13 protein-coding genes and 1 rRNA gene are annotated in these 14,076 nt (G+C 67.1%); 5 read left to right on the plus strand and 9 right to left on the minus strand.

Annotated elements, in window-relative coordinates; genetic code table 11:
• Positions 1-97: 97 nt before the first annotated feature.
• The gene (locus GBZ48_RS09555) at positions 98-1,894 is read left to right on the plus strand and encodes a tetratricopeptide repeat protein (RefSeq protein WP_174470826.1); all 1,797 of its coding nucleotides are present in this window, start codon (positions 98-100) and stop codon (positions 1,892-1,894) included.
• Positions 1,895-2,012: 118 nt separating this feature from the next.
• Here the strand turns inward: GBZ48_RS09555 and GBZ48_RS09560 are convergent, their stop codons facing one another.
• The 6 genes from GBZ48_RS09560 to GBZ48_RS09585 form a co-directional block, all read right to left on the minus strand.
• Positions 2,013-2,471 carry a cache domain-containing protein gene (locus GBZ48_RS09560; RefSeq protein WP_174470827.1) on the minus strand — a complete coding sequence of 153 codons (459 nt, stop codon included), beginning with the start codon at positions 2,469-2,471 and terminating at the stop codon, positions 2,013-2,015.
• Positions 2,472-2,528: 57 nt separating this feature from the next.
• Positions 2,529-2,957 carry a cytochrome c-550 PedF gene (pedF, locus tag GBZ48_RS09565; protein WP_199235244.1) on the minus strand — a complete coding sequence of 143 codons (429 nt, stop codon included), beginning with the start codon at positions 2,955-2,957 and terminating at the stop codon, positions 2,529-2,531.
• A 205-nt stretch (positions 2,958-3,162) separates the two neighbouring features.
• A complete protein-coding gene (locus tag GBZ48_RS09570; protein ID WP_174470828.1) occupies positions 3,163-4,932 on the minus strand; it encodes a methanol/ethanol family PQQ-dependent dehydrogenase in 1,770 nt (589 codons plus the stop codon).
• 238 nt (positions 4,933-5,170) lie between these two features.
• Positions 5,171-6,124, minus strand: a complete 954-nt coding sequence (locus tag GBZ48_RS09575) for a quinoprotein relay system zinc metallohydrolase 1 (protein ID WP_174470829.1) — start codon at positions 6,122-6,124, stop codon at positions 5,171-5,173.
• Positions 6,121-6,975, minus strand: coding sequence for a quinoprotein dehydrogenase-associated SoxYZ-like carrier (locus GBZ48_RS09580; protein WP_174470830.1), 855 nt, complete (start codon positions 6,973-6,975; stop codon positions 6,121-6,123). The genes GBZ48_RS09575 and GBZ48_RS09580 overlap by 4 nt, the downstream gene beginning before the upstream one ends.
• Positions 6,976-7,020: 45 nt before the next feature.
• On the minus strand, positions 7,021-7,896 hold the full coding sequence (locus tag GBZ48_RS09585) for a transporter substrate-binding domain-containing protein (protein ID WP_174470831.1): 876 nt from the start codon (positions 7,894-7,896) through the stop codon (positions 7,021-7,023).
• A gap of 246 nt (positions 7,897-8,142) precedes the next feature.
• Here GBZ48_RS09585 and GBZ48_RS09590 point away from each other — a divergent pair, with 246 nt between their 5' ends.
• Genes GBZ48_RS09590 through GBZ48_RS09605 form a run of 4 tightly spaced genes read left to right on the plus strand, consistent with a single transcriptional unit; the run spans position 8,143 to position 11,951 of the window.
• Positions 8,143-9,363, plus strand: coding sequence for an ABC transporter substrate-binding protein (locus GBZ48_RS09590; RefSeq protein WP_174470832.1), 1,221 nt, complete (start codon positions 8,143-8,145; stop codon positions 9,361-9,363).
• A complete protein-coding gene (locus GBZ48_RS09595) occupies positions 9,360-10,337 on the plus strand; it encodes a YVTN family beta-propeller repeat protein (protein WP_174470833.1) in 978 nt (325 codons plus the stop codon). The genes GBZ48_RS09590 and GBZ48_RS09595 overlap by 4 nt, the downstream gene beginning before the upstream one ends.
• A 34-nt stretch (positions 10,338-10,371) precedes the next feature.
• On the plus strand, positions 10,372-11,136 hold the full coding sequence (locus GBZ48_RS09600) for an ABC transporter ATP-binding protein (protein WP_174470834.1): 765 nt from the start codon (positions 10,372-10,374) through the stop codon (positions 11,134-11,136).
• A complete protein-coding gene (locus GBZ48_RS09605; protein ID WP_174470835.1) occupies positions 11,133-11,951 on the plus strand; it encodes an ABC transporter permease in 819 nt (272 codons plus the stop codon). Before GBZ48_RS09600 ends, GBZ48_RS09605 begins: the two co-directional genes overlap by 4 nt.
• 4 nt (positions 11,952-11,955) lie before the next feature.
• Here GBZ48_RS09605 and GBZ48_RS09610 read toward each other — a convergent pair whose 3' ends face one another.
• From GBZ48_RS09610 to rrf, 3 genes are all read right to left on the minus strand, one after another.
• Positions 11,956-12,651 (minus strand): 2OG-Fe(II) oxygenase, encoded by a 696-nt coding sequence (locus GBZ48_RS09610; RefSeq protein WP_209798425.1) that lies wholly within the window; start codon positions 12,649-12,651, stop codon positions 11,956-11,958.
• Entirely contained in the window at positions 12,651-13,754 is a 1,104-nt protein-coding gene (gene ada, locus GBZ48_RS09615; RefSeq protein WP_174470836.1) for a bifunctional DNA-binding transcriptional regulator/O6-methylguanine-DNA methyltransferase Ada, read from the minus strand. The genes GBZ48_RS09610 and ada overlap by 1 nt, the downstream gene beginning before the upstream one ends.
• Positions 13,755-13,973: 219 nt before the next feature.
• Positions 13,974-14,076 (minus strand): 5S ribosomal RNA (rrf, locus tag GBZ48_RS09620); the annotation flags it as partial.

Consider the following 14,076-nt stretch of genomic DNA (forward strand, 5'->3'; position numbering starts at 1 on the left):
GCGGAAAGTTGATCGCGTGTCCCCTAAAACAGGGTAAACAGCATGGGACGACGGTCGCCGGGGAACGGGGCCGCCCCGGACAGCAAGGACGTGCATCATGGACCAGATCGAGCAGACGTTGGCCGTCGCAACGGAACACCACCGTGCCGGCCGCACCGCGGAGGCCGAACGGCTGTATCGCGACGTGCTGGACGCTTCGCCCGGCCATCCGGACGCCCTGCATCTGCTGGGAGTGATCGCGCTGCAATCCGGCCGGGCGGACGAGGCGGTCGACCGAATCGCCCAGGCCGTGGCCGGCGACGACGGTTCTCCGCTGTTCCATGCCAATCTGGGTCACGCCCTGCACGCGTCCGGCCGCCACCGCGAGGCGGCGATGAGCTTCGCCCGCGCTTTGACCCTGCTGACCAACGAGGGAGAGGGCTGGGGCAATGTCGGGGCGCTCGCCAACCTGATCCGCCGCTATGACGACGACATCCGCGCCGCTGCCGCCGCCGAGGTCGATGCCCGCTACACCATGGGCGACGTGATGCGGCGCCAATCGCTGCTTTTCCTGCTGACCGGCGACGTGGCCTATTACCGCGCCCTGGTGAACACGGCGCTGGACGACCCGCTGCGCTTCTCCATCCCGTCGATGCATTACGCCTATTGGGGCATCGCCATGCGGCTGTTCCAGGGCGACACGCGCAAGGGCGATGTCAGCGCCTTCACCACCGGCGAATTCCGCCGGTTCTACCGCCTGCTGGTGGATGAGACGGCACGCCGCTACGGCCTTGACACCCGTCTGCGCCGGGTGGCGCCGCGCACTGCGGTGAAGCGGGTGGCGCTGATCACCAACCAGATGCTGGGCGAGGGGCACCAGCCGACCGCCGATGCCTTCGATTATGCCCGCCGACTCCAGGACGACCATGGCTGCCAGGTGCTGATCGTCAACCCCAACGCCATGGCGGTGGAAGGCGAGAATGGCTTCGTTCCCGAATACAGCTACAACGTCACCGCGGAGTATGACGGCGAACAGACCCTGACCGCCTTCGGCGCCGAGGTCCGCATGCTGTCCTTCCCGCAGCCGCGTTTCGACGAGGAGAAGCTGACCGCCATCGTCGATGCGGTGCAGCGCTTCGATCCCGATGTGATCGTTGCCTTCGGCGGCTCCAACACGGTGGCCGATCTGTTCGCCCGCAGCCGGCCGGTGGTGTTCCTGCCGACCTCCAGCGGCCTGCCGCCCTCGCTCGCCACGCTTCTGCTGGGCTATGTCCCGGAGGACAGCGCAGCCGGCTGGCCGGAGGAGGCGCGGGCGCGCTTCCGTCCCTTCTTCTTCGGCTGGACCCTGCCGGATGCCGGTCCGGCGCGCAGCCGCGCCGATTTCGGTCTGCCGGCCGATGGGCCGCTGTATGTCGTCGTCGGCAACCGCCTGGATCAGGAGATCGGACCGGAGTTCCTTGGAACGCTCGACCGCCTGCTCGACCGCGTGCCCGACGCACATATCGCCTTCGCCGGCGCGGTGACCGACCTGCCGGGCCGGATCGCCGCCACCCGCAACGCGGCGCGGATGCAGGCGCTGGGACATGTCGACGCCATTCGCGGGCTGTATGGCGTCGCGACCGCCTATCTGAATCCGCCGCGCCAGGGCGGCGGCGGCAGCGCGGCCTTCGCTCTGGCGGACGGGCTGCCGGTGGTGACCTATGCCCAGGGCGATGTCGCCGGGATCGTTGGTCCCACCCTGACCGTTGCCGACGAGACGGACTTCCTGAACCGCGCCACGACGCTTGGACAGGATGCCGCCACACGGGCGCAGGCTGCCGAGGCGGCACGCACCCGCTTCGCCGAAACGGCGGACCGCGCTCGGTCGGTGGAAAAGCTGCTGGACTATGCGCGCGAGGCGCAGGAGCTGTACTGAAACCCGGCCCCTCCCCTGCCCCAGACAGACGTCCGCCCGCCTCCCGTACGAAGCAGACCTTCGTACGGGAGGCGGGCGGAACCGTTTCAAACGCTATCTGACGGCGGCAGTCAGGCCGTCACTGATCGTACGTCCCGGCGCCGACGATGTAACGGCCATCGCGGGTGACGTAGGAATGCTTGTGCTCGACCTTGTTGGTCTGGCGGTTCAGCCAGACATAGTCGATAACGGCGTTCGGCTTGTCCTTGGTCTCGGTGATCATCGCCTGAACGATGGGCTTGCCTTCCGCATCCTTCAGATCGGCGGCGTTGGAGCCGGCCAGCTTCGGGTTGGCGCCGGAGGCGACATAGCGGCCGTCTGTGTCGAAGACGAACACATACAGCTCACCACGGCGGAAACTGCCTTTGGGGTCCTGGAAGGCCTTGGTCGCCTCGTCCGGCCCCTTGGCCTTCAGATAGGCGACGGCCTCGGAGACCAGGGACTTGGCCTGTTCCGGCGTGGCGTGATCGGCGGCGAAGGCCGGTGCGGTCAGCAGGGCCGCCGCGACGGCGACCAGGGATGCGGTTCTGCGAATCATGGATGACCACCTTGGAAGAGAGGAAGGGAGGGAAGGAGCCAACGATCCGGCAGGGGGTCACTCCTCGTGCACGGTTTCGAGCCAGGAGCGGATCGACCACAGCGCCTCCTGTCCCAGCGCTTCGCCGAACTGCGGCATGTAGGTCACGCCGTTGCGGATCGAGCCATTGGTGACGCGCTCCTTGAACCACTCGTCGCCGGCATCGCCCTTCTCCAGGTAGCGCAGGTCGGGGGCGATGCCGCCGGACACCGCGCCCAGCCCATGGCAGCGCGCGCAATTCTGGTTGAAGGCGGACGAACCGATCTCGATGGCGCGCGGGTTGCCGCGGTAGGGATTGCTGTCCCGCCACTTCTCACCCAGCTTCTCCAGCCCTGTGGTGTCCACCGGCTGCGGGACGACATCGCCGTGGGCAAAAACCAGACCGGGAAGGGCGACGGCGCCGATCAGGCCAATCGCGGCTGCAAGCCGAACAATCCGTGCATTCATGAGAAAGACGTTCCCTCTGTTTCTAGCCGCCCTGCGGCCTTTGCTTCGCATGAGCAGACGTTATCAGCAGTGGGACCCACGAATAATTGGACTATGGTAGGACAAAGTAAAATCTGTACAAAGAACGACTTTCAGATCGCAGACACGGGAATGGGCGGACCGGATCGCTCCGGCCCGCCTTCCTCCCGCCTGTCCGCGCTGACGGTCAGGCCTTTGGCAGCTTGAAGACCCAGAGCGAACCGCCCTGGTTGATGTCCTTCACCAGCTTGGCGACGTCGCCGCCCCACAGCGGCACCGCACCGCCCCAGCCGGAGACGACGGCGACATACTGTTCGCCATCCATCTTCCAGGTGACCGGGCTGCCGACCACGCCGGAGCCGGTCTGGAACTTCCAGACCTCCTGGCCGGACTTGGCGTCGAAAGCCTTCAGATAGCCTTCCGGCGTGCCGGTGAAGACGAGGTTGCCGGCGGTGGTCAGCACGCCGCCCCACAGCGGGGCCGGGTTCTTGTATTCCCAGACGATCTTGCCGGTCTTCGGATCGACGGCGCGCAGTGCACCGATGTAATCGTCGTACAGCGGCTTGATGGTGAAGCCGGCGCCGAGATAGGCAGCACCCTTCTTGTAGGTGATCGGCTCGTTCCAGATGTCCATGCCCCACTCGTTGGCCGGGACATAGAACAGCTCGGTCTGCGGGTTGTAGGCCATCGGCATCCAGTTCTTGGCGCCCAGGAAGGCGGGGGCCGCGAAGACCGACTTGCCCTTGGCGTCATGCGCATCGGCGGTCGCCGGGGCGCCTGGACGGTTGTCGTCGATATAGATCGGACGGCCCGTCTCGATGTCGATGCCCTTGGCCCAGGTGATCTTGGTGACGAAGGGCGAGGCGTTGATCAACTTACCGTTGGTGCGGTCGATGACGTAGAAGAAGCCGTTGCGGTCGGCCTTGCCGCCGGCCTTGATGACCTTGCCGTCCTTCTTCAGGTCGAAGGACACGAACTCGTTCACGCCGTCGAAGTCCCAGCCGTCATGCGGCGTGGTCTGGTAGTGCCACTTGATCTCGCCGTTGTCCGGATTGATGGCGAGCGTCGAGGAGGTGTAGAGGTTGTCGCCCGGACGCAGGTGCGAGTTCCAGGGCGCCGGGTTGCCAGTGCCGAAGAACAACGTCTTGGTTTCCGGATCGTAGGTGCCGCCCAGCCAGGTGGCGCCGCCGCCGGTCTTGTACATGTCGCCGGGCCAGCTGGCGTTGGTCTTGCCGGTGACGGTCGAGTCCTTGCCGTTCAGCGTGCCGACGTTGCCTTCGATGGTCGGGCGCTGCCAGACCAGCTCGCCGGTTTCGGCATCGCGGGCTTCGACCATGCCGATGACGCCGAACTCGCCGCCGGAATTGCCGGTGATGATCTTGCCGTCGATGATCAGCGGGGCGGCGGTGTTGGAATAGCCTTCCTTGTATTCCTGAAGCTTCTTGTTCCACACCACCTTGCCGGTCTCGCGGTTCAGTGCGACGAGGCGGGCGTCCAGCGTGGCGAAGTAGATCTTGTCCTTGTAGATCGCCGCACCGCGGTTCACCACGTCGCAGCAGGGCATGATGCCGTCGGGCAGGCGGTGATTGTATTCCCACTTCTTGTGGCCGGTGCGGGCATCGACCGCATAGAGGCGAGAATAGGACCCGGTGACGTAGATGGTGCCGTCATAGACGATGGGCTGGGCTTCCTGCCCGCGCTGCTTCTCGCCGCCGAAGGAGAAGGACCACACCGGGACCAGCTTCTTGACGGTGTCGGCAGTCAGGTCGGTCAACGGGCTGAAGCGCTGGGCCTGCGGCCCCATGCCATAGGTCAGGACCGCTTCGGTGTTGGTGGCGCTCTTCAGCAGATCGTCGCTGGACGGGCCACCAGCGGCGTCGGCGGCGGCGAGGACGCCGGTGGCGCTGAACGCGGTCAGCGAGGCTGCCAGGGCGAGACTTGTAACCAGGCGCTTCATGTGCGGTTGCCTCCCAAAACTGATGATGACGGCACCGCCCGGGCAAGACCCGCCCGTTTCCGCCGGACGGGCGGGTCCGGCGGTGGCGAACGGAATCAGGGCGGCTGTTTCAAGCTTTTGGCGGCCGGAGGGGCCGCATCGCTCTACGATATTCGGCAGTGTAGACGGATGATCTGTCGGGTAAATTGTCGGATAGTAGCAGGCGTAAGCGTCAGTTCTCCTCCGGATCCTTAGCCTGTCAATTGACCCGCGGCAGACTTTCCTGCTCGATCTTTGGCCAGAGATGGGCGACGGAGCGGCGATACTCTTCCCGCAGCACGTCAAGCACTTGGAACCGCTCCGGAATCGGCAGTTCCAACGCTTCGGCCATATCGAGGCCGGATGAGACGGCTTGTCGCAGCGTGCCGTCGAGCCAAGTCAACCAGTCGCGGGTCTGGGCGACGCAGGCCTTGTCGGGACGGATGTGGCCGTGGTTGGGCACCAGCAGCCGGATGTCCAGCGCATCGACCGCATCCAGCTCCTTCAGCCAGTCGGCGACGGTGGCGTGCGGCGTGGTCGGGGTGCGGTCGCAGAACACCACGCCGCCGGTGAACAGCACGCCCGTCGACTCGTCCAGGATCATCAGGTCGGCGGCGGTGTGACCGCTCAGCGGGATCAGCCGCAAGCGGTGGTCGCCGAACTTGACGGTCGAGCCATAGACCGGCTCGTTCGGCAGCGTCACCTCGGTCCCGCGCATCCAGTCGCCGACCAGCCGGTACATGTTCTCAGCGATGCCGTTGCCCTCCTCCTGGATGCCGGCGATGGTGCCGGGAAGCGCCGCGACGGGAACATCGGCAAAGGCCTGGTTTCCCAGCCAGTAATCCGGATGCAGGTTGCTGATGAAGACCTTGCGGATCGGCTTCTCGGTGACCTTGCGGATGGCCGCGCGCATCTCCTCGCCATAGCGGCGGGACGGGCCGGTCTGGATGACGATCACCCCATCCGCGGTGACGATGAAGCCGGAATTTAGGATGTTGCCGCCGTTGGCGCGGGTGAAATGCTTGGTGGAACCTTCGAAAACGTAAGTGTCGGAGGCGATCCTCGTCGGCTTCAGATCATAGGTCAGCGTCCCGGCAGCCTGTGCCGCACCCGACATCAGTCCGGCCGTCAGAGCGGCGGTCAGCACCAGCCGGCGCAACAGAGGCATGCTCATTGCCCGACACTCCACGGCTGCCCGACCGGTTTCAGGGAAATCGCCGGTTTGGCATCGGGCAGCGGCATCGGGATGGTCGCCCGGATCTCGCCGCCCTGATTGTCCCGGCCGCGCAGAATCAGTGCCGTGGCGTCCGGCGGCGGGCGGATATCCAGCGAGTAGACCGGATTCTCCGACACCGGCTCCAGGCTGTCGATCCGCGCCAGCGTCGGCGAACCACCGGGGGTCTGCGCATCCACCTGCAGAGTTTCGACGAAATAGGCCGGGATGCCGTCGACCAGCCCGGTGTCGTTGGGATGGCGGATGCGCAGCCGCAGCCGCGCCACCCCGTCCTCGCCCGCCGGCCACAGCCGGGCCTGCACCTCGCCGACATGGTCGGCCCAGTCCTTCTGCGCATAGGATGCCGGCGGCGCGCTGCACCCGCCGCCCGCCGCGTCGACCAGCACGCCGGAGACATGCCAGACCCCGTCGGCGGTCCGCGCGGCGCCGCGCACGGCGGTGGCCTGCTGGATCTTGATGCGGGTGGCGATGTAGGGGGCAGCATTGCCGGGATGGTAGCGCAACACCAGCGGGAAGGGGTTCAGGTCGGCAATCGCCACCATCTCCACCACCCGCTCCAGCGCCGTGGCATCGACGGAAAGCGGCACCGCGCGGGTATCCTCCGCCGCCGCCGGAGCGGTCACCTTGACCGCAGTGTCGAACACGACCGGAGCGCCGTCGAAATACTGGTCACGCAGTATGTCCCACATCACGGACTTCAGCGGATCGGACGGGGAGCTTGCGGCGAGGGCGGGTGCGGCGACAGCGAGCACCGCACCGGCAATTCCCATATGGCGTAGTGCGTATCTCATCCACCCCTCCCGACCCATACGGCAAACCATCCGCTTGTCCCCGGTTCACTCCACCAGCGGCGGCGGCGTGTGGGTGACGCCGTAGGCGGCGAAGATCCTCGCCATCGTTCCGTCCTCGGTCAGCGCCGTCACCGCATCGCCGATGCTGTAGGCGAGGTCGCGGGAGTTCTCCTTGGTCGCCATGCCGATGTTCCAGCTGGAGGTCATCATGCCCGGCAGGGTCACGGTGGTGACAGGGAACTGCTCCATCCTGGCCCCGAGCGCCGCCTGCACCTGGCTCAGCGGCGCCAGCACCGCCGCCGCCTCGCCGGCAGTCAGCTTTTCGATGGCCGCCTCCGGCGTCGGGCAATGGATGATGCGGCTGCGCAGCCGACCACCCTGCAAACCCAGCAGGAAGAAGTCGGGAACGCTGTCGATCTCGACCGCGATCGGCTCGTCCGGCAGGGTTGCCAGCACGGCGGATCGCACCCGCTGCGGATCGCGAGCGAGCGCGAAGACCTCCTGATGATAGGGGCCGAACAGGACGGCTTCCGGGTTCATCAGGCCGAAGCGCTTGTCATAGGGGATGTGCATCATGATGTCGGCCAGTTCCCCGCCGAACAGGCTGCCGCGCCACACCGCCACGCGCAGATCGTCCGACACCGTCTCTCCGGGGATCTGCTCGTAGATGTCGGCCTTGACGCCCAGCTTCCCGGCAATCGCCCGCGCCAGATCGACATCGATGCCGACCAGGGTGCCGTCGCGCTGGAAGGAAAAGGGCGGAAACTCGCGATAGACCGCCACGCGCAGCCGCCCGCGCTCCATCACCTCGTCCAGCGGCCGGGCGGCAGCGGGCCGGGCGCCAAGCGTGGACGCAGCCCCAGCGGACGCACAGCTTGCGGCCAATCCGGACAGGAAACGGCGGCGTGTCACAATCGCCATGGCAGGTCCCGGCAGTGGTGGGTTCATCAGGGATAAGGGCTGGCAGGATAGCCATCGCTCCGTTACGCCAATAATTGGACTTTCGTACAAGATGCCCTTCGGCCCGCCCGGCAATCCCCGGTCGGCGGGCCCCGGCCGGTCGGCCCTGCCCACCCCGTCCCCTGTCCATGCTTCCATAGTCGCATTCCGGAGTTGTGCTTCGCCCGATAGGCTGCACTCCAAACTGTTGGCATTCCGACGGATAAGATGACCAAGCTCCGCCTGCCCCGCCTCCTCAACAGCGTGTCGCTGGCGGCACTCGGCGCCCTGCTGCTGGCCGGGGCGCCCGGTGCCGGCACAGCCGCCGACGCCGTGGGCGAGATCCGCATCGGCTTCCTGTCGCAGACGCCCGAGCCGCCGCCCTCCGTCGCCAACCCGGACGAGCCGGCTGCCGACGACGGTCTGGCCGGGGCAACGCTCGCCATCGCCGACAACAACACGACCGGCAAGTTCCTGAAGCAGTCCTTCGTGCTCGACAGCGTGGAGGTTGCGCCGGACGGCGATGCCGCCGCGGCATTGCGCGAACTGGCCGGGCGCGGCGACCGCTTCGTCATCGTCGACGCGCCGGGCTCCACGGTGGAGGCTTTGTCGAAGCTGCCGGAGGCGCGCAACCTGCTGCTGCTGAACGCCACCGCACCCGACGACGCCCTGCGCAGCAGCGCCTGCGCCGCCAACCTCGTCCATGTCGCGCCCAGCCGGGCGATGCTGACCGACGCGCTCGGGCAATATCTGGTGAAGAAGCGCTGGCCGCGCTGGTTCCTGGTCACCGGCCGCCGGCCGGAGGACAAGCTGTACGCCGATGCCGTCCGCCGCACCGCCAAGCGCTTCGGCGCCCAGATCGTCGCGGAGAAGGAGTGGACGGCCGAAAGCGACGTCAACCGCACCGCCGAATCCGAGATCCCGGTCTTCACCCAGGCCAAGGCCTATGACGTGCTGGTCGTCGCCGACGAGGTCGGGGAGTTCGGCGACTATCTGTCCTACCGCACCACCGATCCGCGTCCGGTCGCGGGCACCCAGGGGCTGGTCCCCACTGTGTGGCACCGCACGCACGAGCAATGGGGGGCGGCACAGCTGCAATCCCGCTTCAAGGCGGCGGCGAAGCGCCCGATGACGGCGCGCGACCACAATGACTGGACCGCCGTCCGCGTCGTCGGCGAGGCCGCCGCCCGTGCCCGCACCGCCGATCCCGACCGCCTGATCGCCTTCATCCAGTCGCCCGACTTCACCATGTCCGCCTTTCGCGGCGCGCCGCTCAGCCTGCGGCCCTGGGACGGGCAGCTGCGCCAGCCCGTGCTGCTGGCCGCCGACCGCTCGCTGGTGTCGGTGTCGCCGCAGGAGGGCTTCCTGCACCCGCGGACCGAACTGGACAGCCTGGGCTACGACCAACCGGAAACGCTCTGCAAGACGCGAGGAAAAACCACGCCATGACCGCCGCCCGCTTCACCGGCATTTCCTTGGCCGCATTGATCGCCGCCACCCTGGCGTCCGCCGCCTCGGCCCAGACCATCTATGTGTCGAACGAGAAGGACAACACGCTGTCGGTGATCGACGGCAAGACCATGGCGGTCACCGACACCATCAAGGTCGGCAAGCGCCCGCGCGGCATCACCCTGTCCAGGGATGGCACCCAGCTGTTCATCTGCGCCAGCGACGATCACACGGTGCAGGTCTTCGACCTTGCCAGCAAGACGGTGGTCCACAATTTGCCGTCGGGCGAGGATCCCGAACAGTTCGCCCTCAGCCCCGACGGCAAGAGCCTGATCATCGCCAACGAGGACAGCAACATCGTCACCGTGGTCGACGTGCCGACCCGCAAGGTCGCCTTCCAGGTCGATGTCGGGGTGGAGCCGGAGGGGATGGACGTCAGCCCGGACGGCCGCTGGGGCGTCAACACCTCCGAGACGACCAGTATGGTCCATTGGATCGACATGGAAAAGCGCGCGGTAGTCGACAACACGCTGGTCGGCCCCCGCCCGCGCTACGCCCAGTTCACCAAGGACGGCTCGCAGCTGTGGGTGTCTTCGGAGATCGGCGGCACGGTCAGCGTCATCGACACCGCCACCCGTCAGGTGAAGAAGGTCGTCGATTTCCACATCAAGGGCGTCGCCAAGGACCGCATCCAGCCGGTGGGCGTCAAGCTGACCGGTGACGGCCGCTATGCCTTCGTGGCGCTCGGCCCTGCCAACCATGTCGCGGTGGTGGATGCCAAAACCTTCGAGGTGAAGGATTACCTGCTGGTCGGCCGCCGCGTCTGGCATCTGGCGCTGACGCCGGACCAGAAGATGCTCTACACCACCAACGGCGTCAGCGGCGACGTGTCGGTGATCGACGTCGATAGCCTGAAGGTGACCAAGACCGTCAAGGTCGGCCGTTATCCCTGGGGCGTGGCGGTCAAGGGCTGACGGAGGGAAAGGTCAGATTGAAAGGAATGGCGGAATGACGGTGCCGGCACTGGAGGTCGAGGGGCTGCGCCACAGCTATGGCGGAAACCGCCTTGCGCTGGAGGATGTCGGCTTCCGCGTGATGCCCGGCGCCTTCACCTGCCTGCTCGGGCCGAACGGGGCGGGAAAAAGCACGCTGTTCGCGCTCGCCACCGGACTTCTGCAACCGACCGACGGGCGAGTGCGCATCCACGGCCACGACATCATGCAGGCGCCGGGCAAGGCGCTGGCGGAGTTGGGCGTGGTGTTCCAGCAGCCCACCCTCGACCTTGATCTGACGGTGCTGCAGAATCTGCGCTACTTCGCCGCCCTGCACGGCATCGGCCGCCGCGAGGCCGACCGGCGGATCGAGACGGAACTGATCCGCCTGTCGCTGTTCGAACGACGGGGGGAGAAGGTGCGGGCGTTGAACGGCGGCCATCGTCGGCGGGTGGAGATCGCCCGCGCCCTGCTGCACCGCCCGACCCTGCTGCTGCTGGACGAACCCACGGTCGGGCTGGACATCCCCGCCCGCCGCACCCTGATCCGCCATGTCCATGCCCTGTGTGCGGAGGACGGCATCGCGGTGCTGTGGGCCACCCACCTGATCGATGAGATCGACCCTGCCACCGACCATGTGGTGGTCCTGCACCGTGGCCGCGTCCGCGCCTGTGGACCGGTCGCCGCAGTGAATGCCGAAACCGGCTGCACCACCGTGGCGGAAAGCTTCGACCGGCTGACCGCCGCCCGCCCCACCGCCGACGTGGAGGCCGCGGCATGACCGGACGGCAGCTGAAAATCTGGGGAATCGCCTTCCAGGGCATCGTTGCGCGCGAGGTGCTGCGCTTCATCCACCAGCGCGAACGCTTCCTCGGCGCGCTGGTCCGCCCGCTGGTCTGGCTGTTCGTCTTCGCCGCGGGGTTCCGGGCGGCGCTTGGCATCGCCATCATCCCGCCTTACGAGACCTACATCCCCTACGAGGTCTACATCGTGCCCGGGCTGATCGGCATGATCCAGCTGTTCAACGGCATGCAGGGGTCGCTGTCGATGGTCTACGACCGCGAGATGGGCAGCATGCGCATCCTGCTGACCAGCCCGCTGCCCCGGGCCTTCCTTCTGGTGGCGCGGCTCTTGGGCGGGGTGGTGGTGTCGATCCTCCAGGTGGCCGCCTTCCTGCTGATCGTTAGGCTCTATGGCATCGACCTTCCGGCCTGGGCGCCGCTGACGGTGCTGCCGGCCCTGCTGCTGAACGGGCTGATGCTGGGGGCGCTCGGCATGGTGCTGGCCTCCACCATCCGCCAGCTGGAGAATTTCGCCGGGGTGATGAACTTCGTCGTCTTCCCCCTCTTCTTCCTGTCCTCTGCCCTCTATCCGCTCTATCGCATGGAGGAGGCCGGCCCGCTGCTGTGGTGGCTGTGCAGCCTCAACCCCTTCACCCACGGGGTGGAGTTGATCCGTTTCGCCCTCTATGGCCGGATCGACGGGCTGGCGCTGGCGGTCGTTGCCGGGTCCACCCTGCTGTTCGCTGCCCTGGCAGTGCGCGGCTACTCGCCTGCGCGCGGCATGGGATCGCGGGCACCGTCGGCGGCGGGGTGATTGCTCACGCCGCATCGTGGAAGATGATGCCGGTTGTGTAGCGCTCGCCGGAGCGCACCGGGCTGACGCCATGGCGATGACGGACGCGGTAGGTGCCTCGTGTGCCCTGTACCGGGCGCTGGTCCACCGCGAAGATCACCGCCTCGCCCAGCCCCAGCGGCACGACGGTGGCGCGCGACTGCATGCGCGGCCGCTGCTCGGTCAGGACGAACTCGCCGCCGGTGAAGTCCGTTCCCGGTGCCGACAGCAGGATGGCAACCTGCAACGGGAACACCGTCTCGCCATACAGGTCCTGATGCAGGCAGTTGTAGTCGCCGGGTCCGTATTTCAGCAGAAGCGGCGTGGGGCGCATCTGCCCTGCCGCATGGCAGCGCTCCAGAAACTCGGCATGCTCCGCCGGATAGCGGGTGTCGAGCCCCATTGCGGCTGCCCAGCGGTTGGCGACGGGCGCCAGCCGGCGGTAGAGCGGCGCGCGCAGCGCCACAATCGGTTCCGGCAGCGGATGGCTGAAATATTTATACTCACCCTTGCCGAAGCCGTGCCGCTCCATCACCACCCGGCTGCGGAAAGGGGTGTCCTGTCCGTAGAGTCCCGCCAATGCCTTGCAGCTTTCCCCATCCAGCAGAGGCCCCACGACGGCATGGCCCACCGACTCCAGTTCGGCCCCAATGCGCGTCCAGTCCATATCCTCCAGCGCCATCACCGTGTCGCCTCCTTGCGCTCGCGATCCAGCAGATCCCGCTTGCGCTCCACGCCCCAGCGATAGCCGGACAGGCCACCATCCGACCGCACCACCCGATGGCAGGGGATCGCCACCGCCAGTGGGTTGGCTCCACAGGCGCGCGCCACCGCCCGCACCGCCGCCGGCTCGCCGATGGCAGTGGCGATCTCGGCGTAGCTGGCGGTTCTGCCGGCCGGTATGGCACGCAGCGCCTGCCATACCCGTTGCTGAAAAGCGGTGCCGCCGATATCCAGCGGCAGGGCAAGGCCCGTCCCTGGGGTCTCCACAAATCCCACCACCTGCGCCACCGTTGCCTCGAAGTCCGGGTCGCCCCCGATCAGTTCCGCCCTGGGAAAGCGGTCCTGCAAATCGCGGAGCAGCAGGTCCGGGTCGTCGCCGAGCAGGATCGCACAGACCCCGCGCTCCGTCACCGCCACCAGGATCGAGCCCAGCGAGCAAGCGCCGACCGCGAAGCGGATCGTCTCCCCTGCTCCACCCCTACGGTAATTGGTGGGCGTCATTCCCAGCCGCGCCCCTGCGGTTTCGTAGAACCGTCCGGAAGACCCATATCCGGCCTCATAGATCGCCTCGGTCACGCTGCCGGCCTGCTGCAAGGCGTCGGCGACGCGGGCGGCACGCTGGGCCTGGACATAGGCCCGCGGGGTGACCCCGGTCACCTGCTTGAAGATGCGGTGGAAATGGTGCGGGCTCATCCCGGCTGCTGCCGCGAGCTCGTCCAACTGCGGCGCTTCTTCCGCCTCCTCGATCAGGCGGCAGGCGGCGGCGACAGCCTCGGCACGGCGGTCGCCCTGGCTCGGCCCATCAGGCCGGCAGCGTTTGCAGGGCCGGAAGCCTGCCCGCTCGGCCTCGGCATTGGTGGCATAGAAGGCGACATTCTCCGGCCGTGCCGGCCGTGCGGCACAGCTTGGCCGGCAATAGACGCCGGTGCTGCGGACCGCATAAACGAACCGCCCGTCAGCGGCAGGATCGCGGCGGCGCAACGCCTCCCAGCGCTCCGCTTCCACGTCGGTAATGACAGGATCGGCGATGACGGCGGCGGCAGGATCGAGTGCGACGGTCATGTGTCCCTCTCTCTGCACGAACCTTACAGGTTCCGTGGTGTGGTGAGGGAGCAATCTGAACTGCCGGACAAACCGGCACACTCCGCCGCTTGCTTTCGAATTGCGGTGACCCGGCCCGAACGGCGAAACGCCCCGGCTCGTTGGAGCCGGGGCGTTTCTGATCTGAGTGAAGATGCAAGTGTTTGCGCTTTGGCTTTGAGCGTCTCCTGTGCCTGAGCGACCTGGCGGCGACCTACTCTCCCACGTCTTAAGACGCAGTACCATTGGCGCGGAGGCTTTTCACGGCCGAGTTCGGGATGGGATCGGGTGTTTGACACCTCGC

The sequence above is a fragment of the Azospirillum melinis genome (assembly GCF_013340935.1).
Taxonomy (GTDB): Bacteria; Pseudomonadota; Alphaproteobacteria; order Azospirillales; family Azospirillaceae; genus Azospirillum; species Azospirillum melinis.